Genomic DNA, 10,810 nt, shown 5'->3' with positions numbered 1-10,810 from the left:
CCCTCCCGAATCGCAAAGCGATTCGAGAGAGGGGGAAGGCGCGAAGCGACTCAGGGGGTGCTTCATAGCGTCCGCGCGATTTCCTTGACGTCGAAGAATTCCAGCTGATCACCTTCCTTGACGTCGTTGTAGTTCTTCAGCTTGATACCGCACTCGAAACCTTCCTTGACATCCTTGACGTCGTCTTTCAGGCGGCGCAGCGACTCGACTTCGCCGGTGTAGATGACGACGTTCTCGCGCAGCAGGCGGAACTTCGCATTGCGATGCACCATGCCGGACGTGATGTACGAACCCGCAACGGTACCGATCTTGGAGGCCACGAACACCGTACGGATTTCGGCCGTGCCGATGATCTCTTCGCGCTGCTCGGGTGCCAGCATGCCGGACATGGCCACTTTCAATTCATCGACGGCGTCGTAGATGATGCTGTAGTAGTGCAGTTCGACATCGTTGGCTTCGGCCAGCTTGCGCGCACCGGCGTCGGCCCGCACATTGAAGCCAATGACGATGGACTTGGATGCGATCGCCAGGTTGATGTCCGACTCGCTGATCGCGCCTACGCCGGTATAGACCAGTTGCACCTTGACTTCGTCGGTCGAGAGTTTGAGCAGCGACTGCGACAGCGCCTCTTGCGAACCCTGCACATCGGCCTTGACGATGATGGGCAGCATCTTGACTTCGCCCGCCGTCATGTCGGAGAACATGTTCTCCAGCTTGGCTGCCTGCATCTTGGCCAGCTTGGTATTGCGGAACTTACCGGCGCGGTAGGTCGCGATTTCGCGTGCACGGCGCTCGTCGGTGAGCACCATGAACTCGTCGCCAGCCTGCGGCACTTCCGTCAAACCCTGGATTTCCACCGGAATGGACGGACCTGCGGACTTGGCGGTCTGGCCATTTTCATCCAGCATGGCGCGCACGCGGCCAAAGGTCTGGCCGGCAAGCACCACGTCGCCCACCTTGAGCGTACCGGACTGCACCAGCACCGTCGCAACCGGGCCACGGCCTTTGTCGAGCTGCGCTTCAATCACGAGACCCTTGGCCAGCGTTGTCACCGGCGCCTTGAGCTCCATCACTTCGGCTTGCAGCAGTACCTGCTCAAGCAGCGCGTCGATGCCCATTCCGGTCTTGGAAGACACTTGCACGAAAGGCGTGTCGCCACCGTATTCTTCAGGCACCACCTGCTCGACCACCAGCTCCTGCTTGACGCGCTCGAAGTTGGCGTCGGGCTTGTCGGACTTGGTGATGGCCACCACCATGGGAACCCCGGCCGCCTTGGCGTGCTTGATGGCTTCCTTGGTCTGCGGCATGACGCCGTCGTCGGCTGCCACCACCAGAATCACGATGTCGGTCGCCTGCGCGCCACGGGCACGCATGGCGGTAAACGCCTCGTGACCGGGGGTATCGAGGAACGACACCATGCCGCGCGGGGTCTCGACGTGGTAAGCCCCAATGTGCTGCGTAATGCCGCCCGCTTCACCTGTCGCCACCTTGGTGCGGCGGATGTAGTCCAGCAGCGAGGTCTTGCCGTGGTCCACGTGGCCCATGACGGTGACAACCGGCGCGCGCGAGACGAGCTCGGCGGTTTGCAAGGATGCATCCTCTTGCGCAAAAGCTTCCGGATCGTCCAGCGCGGCGACCACGGCCGTGTGGCCGAGTTCCTCGACCACGATCATCGCGGTGTCCTGGTCCAGCGGCTGGTTGATGGTCACCATCTGGCCCATCTTCATCAGCGCCTTGATGACTTCAGACGCCTTGATGGACATTTTGTGCGCCAGCTCGGCCACCGTAATGGTTTCAGGCACGTGCACTTCAATGGCGCGCATCTCCACCGGTGCGGCGTGTGCGTGCTGATCAGAACGGTCGCGGTCGTTGCCACGGCGGCCGCCGCTGCGCGAACCGCTGCCACTGCGCCAGGCGCTGGCTCCACCACGTCCACCGCCCGTGTCGCCACGGGTGGGAATGCCCTTTTTCTTGGCTGCGTCACCCGCCCAACTCGACGAGAGCTTGGCTGACTTGACTTCCTTGCCGGCACCCCCTGGGGCACCTGGGGAGCCCGCCGCACGCGGTGCCGCACCAGGGGCGGCAGCCGGCTTGTGCAAGGTGCCCTTCTTGGCGTCGCCAGCGCGCGCAACCACCTTGGGCTCTTCCGGCTTCTTGGCTACCAGCACCTTGGCAGGCGCCGACATCATGGAGCGAATGGCAGCGGCTTCCGCCAATGCCTTGCGACGGCGCTCATCCAGATCGCTAGCGCGTTCGGCTTCCTCGGCGGCACGCGCGCGGGACTCGGCTTCGGCCTTTTCACGCGCTTCGGCCTGTGCGGCCGCGCGGGCTGCGGCCTCGGCGGCCTGCTCACGCGTGGCCTCCTGCTTCTCAGCAGACGCCTGCGCCTTTTTCTCGGCTTCCTGCGCGGCATAGGCTGCGGCGCGCTCTGCGGCTTCGCGTTCGCGCTGCTCGCGCATCTCGCGGTCGCGGCGTTTCTCGCTCAGATCTTGCTCCTGGCGGCTGATCAGCTCGGCCTGGCGACGCGCTTCCTCCTCGCGGCGTGCGAGATCAGCGTTGTCCTGTTCTGGCGCCTGCTCCACGTCTTCCGGCACGGCATCAATGTCCGACAGTGCTGCAGCCTCCGCCGCATCGTCACGCTTGACGAAAGTGCGCTTTTTGCGCACTTCCACCTGAATGGTACGCGCCTTTCCAGAGGCATCGGCCTGCTTGATTTCGCTGGTGGAGCGCTTTACCAAGGTAATTTTTTTGCGATCCGATGCTGCAAGACCATGGCTGGCCTGCAGATGCGCGAGCAGCTTTTGCTTGTCGCTCTCGGTCAGAACGTCGGACGCAGCGGCCTTGGAGACACCGGCAGACTTGAGCTGTTCGAGCAAGACGTCAGAGGTTTTTTTGAGTTCGCTGGCGAACTCGGCAACGGTATTACTGGACATATGTGGTTCGTGCCTCCCGACCTTTACGCTTGCCCCGCGAACCAATGCTCGCGTGCTTTCATGATCAATCCCTTGGCGTCGTCTTCGGTTTGCCCTGTCAGCTCGATGAGCTCATCCAGGCCCAAGTCGGCCAAATCGTCGCGTGTGTGTACGCCACCCCCAGCCAGCTTGGCAATCAGCTCGGGCGTCACGCCTTCGAGATCGCGCAGATCCTGAGAGACGCTCTCGACACTGTCTTCGCGTGCGATTTCCATAGTCAACAAGGCATCCTTGGCGCGCGCGCGCAGTTCGTTGACGGTGTCTTCGTCGAAACTCTCAATCTCCAGCATTTCCTGCAGCGGCACGTAGGCCACTTCCTCGAGGGTGTTGAAGCCCTCTTCGATCAGGGTGTCGGCGATCTCCTGGTCAACATCAAGCTTTTCCATGAACAGGTGACGCGCCATATCGGTCTCGTTGGCCTGCTTCTGGGCCGATTCGGCAGCGTCCATGATGTTGATTTTCCAACCCGTGAGGTCAGACGCAAGGCGCACGTTCTGGCCACCACGGCCGATGGCAATGGCGAGGTTTTCCTCGTCCACCACCACATCCATAGCGTGCTTTTCCTCATCGACCATGATCGATGAGACATTCGCTGGCGCCAGGGCGCCAATGACAAACTGCGCCGGGTCTTCGGACCACAGCACAATATCGACACGCTCACCAGCGAGTTCGTTGGTCACGGCATTGACGCGCGTGCCACGCACACCGACGCAAGTGCCAATGGGGTCCACGCGACGGTCATGCGAGAGCACGGCAATTTTGGCCCGGCTGCCGGGGTCACGGGCACAGCTCTTGATCTCCAGCAGGCCCTGCTCGATCTCGGGCACCTCATGGCGGAACAGCTCGATCATGAATTCTGGCGCCGAGCGCGAGAGGATGATGGGCGCGCCGCGCAGCGTCAGGTCCACCTCCATGATCATGGCGCGCACGCGGTCGCCGCTGCGCAGGTTTTCCTTGGGAATCATCTCGCTGCGGCGCAGACGCCCTTCGACGCGGCCAGACTCGACAATGAGGTCCCCCTTGTCCATGCGCTTGACGGTACCTGTCAGAATCTTCTCGCCACGCGACATGAAGTCGTTCAGCAACATTTCGCGCTCGGCGTCACGAATCTTCTGCAGGATGACCTGCTTGGCAGCCATCGCGCCAATGCGGCCGATGGGCACAGATTCGATGCCTTCCTCAATGTACTCGCCGACCTCAACGTCTGGAACGCGCTCCCGCGCATCCATCAGCAACTCTTCAGCGTCAGGGTTTTGCAGACCGGCGTCGTCAGGCACCACCAGCCAGCGACGGAAGGTTTCGTAGTTACCGCTGTCGCGATCAAGCGCCACGCGGATATCTACTTCGCCGGAATAGAGTTTTTTCGTCGCCTGGGCCAAGGCGGATTCAACGGCACCCAGCACCACGTCCCGCTCAACGCTTTTTTCGCGCGAAATGGCATCCACCAACATCAACAATTCGCGATTCATGCAACGACTCTCCTATTTCTTTCACCTTGGGGCCACACGCAGGCGGCCCGGACCGACTTCATCCCTCACGGGAAATCACCCCGACGCCGCCCCCGCGCCGCGCCCTTTGAAATTCACAATGGGCGCCAAGCGCACCTCCTTGAGTTCATCAAGTGCAAAACCCAGCGCCTGGAGCGGCGTCTGCGCCCGTTTGGCGCTGACACGCTGACCAGGCTTGATCGGCGGCTCGTCGCGCCACGTAATCTGCCAGCCACCACCCTCGGCACGCTCAAGCGTCCCGCGAAACTTCTTGCGCAGCGGGCTCACCTGCCCTGCCGCGGCAGCGCCTATGGGCTGCTTGAGGACAAGATCAATTACCTGCCCCTCAAAACGCACAAAATCCTGCTCGTGGCGCAAAGGCCGATCGATACCGGGCGAAGACACCTCAAGCCGCGTGTACTCCACCGCATCCACTTCCAGCGCAAACTGCAGCTGCCGCGTGACCTTCTCGCAATCTTCCACGGTGATGAATTGCTCAGACCGCGAACCACCGATTTCTGCCGGCGCCTGCCAAGGCAAATCAATGGTGATGCGCAACAGGCCACCGGGGCAGCGAGCCACCTCGACCAAGTCGTACCCCAGGCCGATGACGGTTTGCTCGACGATTTGCTGCAGCGCCACGTATTGAATTCAATTCCGGAAAAACAAAAAACCCGAGAACCCCCTGAGGCTTCGAGCTCCAAAAGCTTACGGCCAAAAAAAACGGGCGGTTGGTACCCGCCCGCTTGGTCGTGAGAGAGCCATTGTAGCCCGGAAAACCTCCTCACAAAAGCCCCTGGCCCCTGAAAAACGCAAAAACAGGCCTTGCCATACCCCCAGCAAACGGCTGGCGCAGGGCCGCACGGTCAGTTCCTGCTTGCACGGACCCGCTCGAACAGCGCCTGCCCCTGCGGGTCCACCCCAGGCGCCAGCCCTGAGGCGCCCGCCTGCAGGTTGCTGATGAGGCGCGTCAGAACGCCGGCCTGCGGCAGCAAGGGGCCGAGAAAGCGCGTGCCACTGGCATCGGCCACTAACAGCGTGGGAAAGGTTTCCACGTCGACATCGCCCGTGACTTCGGCTTCATCTTCGATGTCTACCCATTCAAAGCGAATCGCCGGCCACTGGCGCGCAACGGCTTCGAACGTCGCACGGTAATCGCTACAAGTATTGCACCAGCCGGCGCATAGACACACCACCCACAAGAGGCTGGGGGCCGACTTCGGTTCGGTGGCCAAAGGTTTCACGGCGTGGGACTGCGTCATAGGCATTTAAGGGAGGCGCCGCACCATAGGTGCGCACGACAGGTCGCCATGGTAGCCGCAGTCGCTCTGGTCACAGAACATGTTTACGATCTCTCCAAGGTCACACAAGCGTCTTTTCAGAACGGCATACAAGATGCAGCAGCCTGCCCGGAACGTCGCTTTCCCTTCAGATTGGGGCGAAATCGGGCGATTTCCACGTCCGGCGGCTTGGCAATGGGCATGCGCCCATGCTGCTCAGCCGGGCTTAAACTTGTCCTGATTGCGCCCGAATGCGGCCCCGGATGGATCGTCAACACGTTCTGATAGGAGATCCCATGAACAAGGTCTACGCCTGCATCGACGGCCGCACCACCACCGCCGCCGTCATCGACTGGGCCGCCTGGGCGGCGCAGCGCCTGTCTGCGCCACTCGAATTGCTGCATGTGCTGGAGCGCCCGCCCGAGCTGCCCAACGTGGGCGACTACAGCGGCACGATCGGCCTGGGGGCACAAGAGGTGCTGCTACAGCAACTGAGTGCACTCGATGAGCAACGCAGCAAGCTGGCGCAGCAGGCCGGACGCGACATGCTGGAAGCTGCCAGCCTGCGCGCCCAAGCTGCCGGCCTGCCGGTGCCCGCCACGCACATGCGCCACGGCGAACTCGTCGATACCCTTTTGGAACTCGAACCCGAGCTGCGTTTGTGCGTGCTGGGCGCGAACCACCGGGCCAGCGGGCCGCGCCGGCTGCACCTGGACCACCATGTCGAGCGCGTCATCCGGGCGCTGCAACGGCCGGTATTGGTCGCCACCAGCGAGCGCTTTGCCCCACCCGAGCGCTTTGTGGTGGCCTACGACGCCAGCCCCACCGCCCGCAAGATGGTGGACATGGTGGCTGCCAGCCCCCTGCTGCGCGACCTGCCGGCACTGATCGCCATGGTGGGCGAGGACACGCCCGAGGCGCAGGAGCCGCTCGCTGCGGCCGCCGAGCTGCTGCGCGTCGCGGGCTTTTCGGTGCAGACGCGGCTGTTACCGGGCGAGCCCGAAAGTGCGCTACCCGAACTGCTCGCCAGCCAGGGCGCGGCCCTGCTGGTCATGGGTGCCTACGGCCATTCGCGCATTCGCCAGCTCATCGTCGGCAGCACCACGACGACGCTGCTGCGCTTGTCCGATGTGCCGGTGTTGATTCTTCGGTAACTCTGTTTTTGATAGCTGCTAGCGCTTACCCAATAAGCGCTAGAGGCCATTTTCATCGGATTAAATGCCTGCCTCAGACACGGTCCGTTCTCCCTGAGCCTGGAAGGCCGATCCGGCAAGCTCCAGCAGGCGCGCAATGCCCACGGGCTCCTCGCTCAGCAGCGGCACGATGGCCCAGCGCGTGGCGTGCTGCGTGGTCACGGCGTCGATCTCGCGCAGCTCGTTGCGGGCGCGCTGGCGCAGCAGCGGCGAGGTCACCCGAGCAGCCGCCACGCTGTTGTTGATGACCCAGGCCCAGGGCTCAATGCCGGCGCGGCGCAGGTCGTTCTGCAGGTTGGCGGCTTCCAGCACCGGCGTGGTCTCGGCCAGCGTGACCAGAATCACCTTGGTCTGCTTGGGGTCCTGGAGCTGCATCATCGGCGTGGTGAAGTGCACGCCCGTGCTGCCCATCTGGCGCACGATGTCGCGGTGGTAGGCGCCGGTGGCGTCCAGCAACAGCAGCGTGTGGCCGGTGGGGGCCGTGTCCATCACGACAAACTTCTTGCCCGCTTCGCGGATGGTGCGCGAGAAGGCCTGGAAGACGGCGATTTCTTCGGTGCACGGCGAGCGCAGGTCTTCTTCAAGCAGTGCGCGCCCTGCGGCGTCGAGCTTGGCGCCCTTGGCTGCCAGCACCTGCTGGCGGTACCGCTCGGTCACCTCGTGCGGGTCGATGCGGCTCACGGTGAGGTTCTCCAGCGCGCCGCTTAGGGTTTGCTCCAGGTTGGCCGCCGGGTCCGACGTGGACAAGTGCACCGCAAAGCCCCGGTGCGCGAGTTCCACCGCGACGGCGGCGGCCAGGGTGGTCTTGCCCACGCCGCCCTTGCCCATCAGCATGACCAGGCCGTGGCCATCGGCAGCAATGCCATCCACCAGCGCGGCCAGGCGCGGCAGGTCGGTCTGTGGCTGCTCGCCAGCGTCGTCAGACATCACCGCCGGTACGGTCTCCACCAGCAACTGGCGCAAGGCCTCGCGCCCCACCAGGTTGAAGGGCTTGAGCGCCACGAGGTCCGTGGGCAGCGCCTGCAAGGCGGGCGGCATGGCGGCGAGCACGGCCTGCTCGCGCCGGCATATGGCGGCGGCCAGCGGGTCTTGCGCCGCTTCGCCGGGCGGAAACACGCCGTTCACCACCAGGAATTGCTGCCCCAGGCCGATGGCGTGCAGTTCGCCATGCGTGCGCGCGGCTTCGCGCAGCGTGGACTGCTGCGCGCGCGCCACCAACACCAGCCGGGTGCGCGTGCCGTCGGCCAGCGCCGCCACGGCCGCCGCGTACTGGCTGCGCTGCTTCTCCAGCCCGGCCAGCGGGCCCAGGCAGGAGGCATCGCCCTTGCCAGACTCCAGAAAACCGCTCCAGGCCCCCGGCAATTGCAGCAGGCGGATGGTGTGGCCGGTGGGCGCGGTGTCAAAAATGATGTGCTCGTAGCGCGCGTCCAGGCTGTCGTCGGTCAGCAGCGCGGTGAATTCGTCAAACGCGGCAATCTCGGTGGTGCAGGCGCCCGAGAGCTGCTCTTCGATGCCCTTGACCACGTCGTCGGGCAGCACGCCGCGCACCGGCCCGACGATGCGGTCGCGGTAGCCCTGCGCGGCCGCCTGGGGATCGATCTCCAGTGCCCACAGGCGCGGCACCTCGGGCACGGCCGTGACCTGGTTGCCAATGGCAACGCCAAACACCTGGCCCACGTTGGAGGCCGGGTCGGTGCTGACCAGCAGCACGCGCTGGCCCTGCGCGGCCAAGTGCATGGCCGTGGCGCAGGCCAGCGAGGTCTTGCCCACCCCACCCTTACCGGTGAAAAACAGAAAACGCGGTGCGTTGTCGAGAAATTGCATAGGGTGACTCTGGGTGTTTCAGCAGCAGGCCCCGCCCGAGCAGCAACTGCCGGCCGACTGCGGCTCGGCAGCAGGCAGCGCAATGCCGGCCCAGCGCGCCAGATCGCTGCGGCTGGGGTAGCGGCCAGCCAGCGCCACCTCGCCCGCCACCAGCGTGAGCGGCAGGGCCTCCTGGCCGGAGCGCTGCAGAAAGCCTTTCACCAAGGGGTTCTCGGCAAACGCCATCGGCTGCTGCGCGAGGTTGAAGCGCTCGATCTGCGCGCCGTTCTGGCGCGCCCAGTCGGCATCGGCGGAGAAGTTGACGAGGGCTTGGTCCACGTCGGTGCCGCACACGCCGCTGCTGCAGCACAAGGCGGGGTCAAAAATCTGGATGGTGGTCATGGGGAACTCCTATTTGGGGCCTGTTAACACTATCCAAGGGGATCGCGTTGCAAGGTGTTAACAGACCCTATTGGGAAGACAGGCCGCGGGCGGTTTCCTGCAGCAGGTTTTGTTGCAGCTTCTCGGACGGCAGGTTGAGCAGCAGTTCGAGGCGGCGCTTGATGGCGTGCAGCGTCTGGCGGAAGGCCTCGCGCTTGACTGCATCCGGCGCATCGCCTTCCGACGGGTCGGCATAGCCCCAGTGCGCGGTGGCTGGGTGGCCGGGCCAAATGGGGCACACCTCGCCTGCGGCACTGTCACAGACGGTGATGATCAGGTCCATGTGGGGCGCGCCCGGGGCGGCGAATTCGTCCCAGTTCTTGCTGTGCAGGCCCTCGGTAGAAATGCCGGCGCGCTGTAGAACCTCCAGCGCCAGCGGGTGCGGCTGCTGCCCGGGCCGGGGGCTGCTGCCAGCCGACCAGGCCTGGAAGCGCCGCGTGGGTGCCCGGCTGTCCAAGTGGTTAAGCAACGCTTCGGCCAGGATGCTGCGGGCGGAGTTGTGGGTGCAAAGAAACAGGACATTGCGCATGGCTTGTGGTCGATCCGAAGGATGGTGGAGTAAAAAAAGGCCTGCGTTTTGGGGCGTCAGGCGCGGTTGGTGCAGGCTGCCATGGCGCCAGCCGGCAGACAGGCCTCGGGGTGGCCTGCGCAGCATTCGTCCATCAGGTAAGCGATCAGTTCGACCATCAGGGGAATGTGGGCGCGGTAGCGCTGGTAGCGCCCCTCCTGTGTGGCGGTGAGCAGGCCGGCCTGCGTGAGGGCCTTCAGGTGAAACGACAAATTGGTGGCTGGCACCCCCAGCGCGGCCGCAATCTCGCCCGCCACCAGGCCCTCAGGGCCTTGTTTGACGAGGAGGCGAAAGACATCAAGCCGGACACCCGATGCCAGCGATTCAAAGACAGTGGTAGCGGTTTCTTTTTTCATTTTGCAATTATTCAATAATAATTGAATGATTGCAACGTAATGAACCCAAGCGCACAAGGCGTCAGGCGGCCCGAACGAACCTGCTCAGCCTCTCAGGCCGACACGCGGATGGCCGAAAAAGCCAGGTGGTGCATGAATTCACGCAGGATCAGCAGCACAGCCGCAAACGCTGTGCTGTCGGGCAGGCCTTCGAGTACCGCCGGGCGGCCCTCGGCCACGGCGGCCAGCCGCTCAAAAGTCTGCTCCATGCGCTCCAGGGGCAGCACCATGCACGCGCCAGGGGCCACGCCCGCCATCAGGGCAATGTCACGCACCGACGGGTCCACCGACCACAGAGTGGAACTGGGCGGCAACAGCGCAGCCAGGCGCATCACTTCGTCCTCCACCGTGGCAATGGCGTTTTCCATTTCCAGCGGCGTCGGTGGGCTGCGCCGGAAGAACGTTTGCGCCGTTTTCAGCGCGCCGATCGGCAGTACGAGGGTGGCGGCCGCCTCGGCGCCCTCCCCCGTGGCCACGACCGTGTGCTCGGCACCGATGTGCAGCACCGTAAGAGCCTCGGTCGACCCGGCATGCACGCGCACCGTTCGGTAGGCATGGCGGATGCTCGCCTCCGCATCCCAGGGCGTCGGTGCGGGTTCAGGGGGCGTAGCGTGTGGTTCCATGGAATATTTCCTTCGGTGAGCGCCCTTGCCGCCAAGGGCCAAATGCAA

10 protein-coding genes and 1 pseudogene are annotated in these 10,810 nt (G+C 64.2%); 2 read left to right on the top strand and 9 right to left on the bottom strand.

Annotated elements, in window-relative coordinates:
• Positions 1-62: 62 nt before the first annotated feature.
• The 4 genes from infB to AC07ZH_RS02365 form a co-directional block, all read right to left on the bottom strand.
• Complete coding sequence (gene infB / locus AC07ZH_RS02380; protein WP_119107885.1) at positions 63-2,933, bottom strand: translation initiation factor IF-2; 2,871 nt, start codon at positions 2,931-2,933, stop codon at positions 63-65.
• A gap of 23 nt (positions 2,934-2,956) precedes the next feature.
• Positions 2,957-4,441 carry a transcription termination factor NusA gene (gene nusA, locus AC07ZH_RS02375; RefSeq protein WP_495198384.1) on the bottom strand — a complete coding sequence of 495 codons (1,485 nt, stop codon included), beginning with the start codon at positions 4,439-4,441 and terminating at the stop codon, positions 2,957-2,959.
• A 75-nt stretch (positions 4,442-4,516) separates the two neighbouring features.
• Positions 4,517-5,101, bottom strand: coding sequence for a ribosome maturation factor RimP (rimP, locus tag AC07ZH_RS02370; protein ID WP_119107887.1), 585 nt, complete (start codon positions 5,099-5,101; stop codon positions 4,517-4,519).
• 224 nt (positions 5,102-5,325) lie between these two features.
• The gene (locus AC07ZH_RS02365; RefSeq protein ID WP_119107888.1) at positions 5,326-5,727 is read right to left on the bottom strand and encodes a thioredoxin family protein; all 402 of its coding nucleotides are present in this window, start codon (positions 5,725-5,727) and stop codon (positions 5,326-5,328) included.
• Between the two features lie 263 nt (positions 5,728-5,990).
• On the opposite strand from AC07ZH_RS02365, the pseudogene AC07ZH_RS02360 reads away from it, so the two are divergent.
• Positions 5,991-6,491: pseudogene (locus AC07ZH_RS02360) on the top strand (universal stress protein); the annotation flags it as partial.
• An 84-nt stretch (positions 6,492-6,575) separates the two neighbouring features.
• Positions 6,576-6,893 (top strand): universal stress protein, encoded by a 318-nt coding sequence (locus AC07ZH_RS02355; protein WP_495198482.1) that lies wholly within the window; start codon positions 6,576-6,578, stop codon positions 6,891-6,893.
• A 60-nt stretch (positions 6,894-6,953) separates the two neighbouring features.
• Here the strand turns inward: AC07ZH_RS02355 and arsA are convergent, their stop codons facing one another.
• From arsA to AC07ZH_RS02330, 5 genes are all read right to left on the bottom strand, one after another.
• The gene (arsA, locus tag AC07ZH_RS02350; RefSeq protein ID WP_495198383.1) at positions 6,954-8,756 is read right to left on the bottom strand and encodes an arsenical pump-driving ATPase; all 1,803 of its coding nucleotides are present in this window, start codon (positions 8,754-8,756) and stop codon (positions 6,954-6,956) included.
• Between the two features lie 18 nt (positions 8,757-8,774).
• Positions 8,775-9,137, bottom strand: a complete 363-nt coding sequence (gene arsD, locus AC07ZH_RS02345; protein WP_495198382.1) for an arsenite efflux transporter metallochaperone ArsD — start codon at positions 9,135-9,137, stop codon at positions 8,775-8,777.
• Positions 9,138-9,204: 67 nt separating this feature from the next.
• Complete coding sequence (locus AC07ZH_RS02340; RefSeq protein WP_495198381.1) at positions 9,205-9,705, bottom strand: arsenate reductase ArsC; 501 nt, start codon at positions 9,703-9,705, stop codon at positions 9,205-9,207.
• Between the two features lie 56 nt (positions 9,706-9,761).
• Positions 9,762-10,100 (bottom strand): ArsR/SmtB family transcription factor, encoded by a 339-nt coding sequence (locus AC07ZH_RS02335; RefSeq protein ID WP_495198380.1) that lies wholly within the window; start codon positions 10,098-10,100, stop codon positions 9,762-9,764.
• A gap of 92 nt (positions 10,101-10,192) precedes the next feature.
• Positions 10,193-10,762, bottom strand: coding sequence for a hypothetical protein (locus tag AC07ZH_RS02330; RefSeq protein WP_495198379.1), 570 nt, complete (start codon positions 10,760-10,762; stop codon positions 10,193-10,195).
• Between the last annotated feature and the right edge of the window lie 48 nt (positions 10,763-10,810).

Source organism: Simplicispira sp. GW247-4R2A, assembly GCF_059424465.1.
The sequence above is the reverse complement of the archived record's forward strand: the minus strand, read 5'-3'. Positions and strand labels throughout refer to the sequence as shown.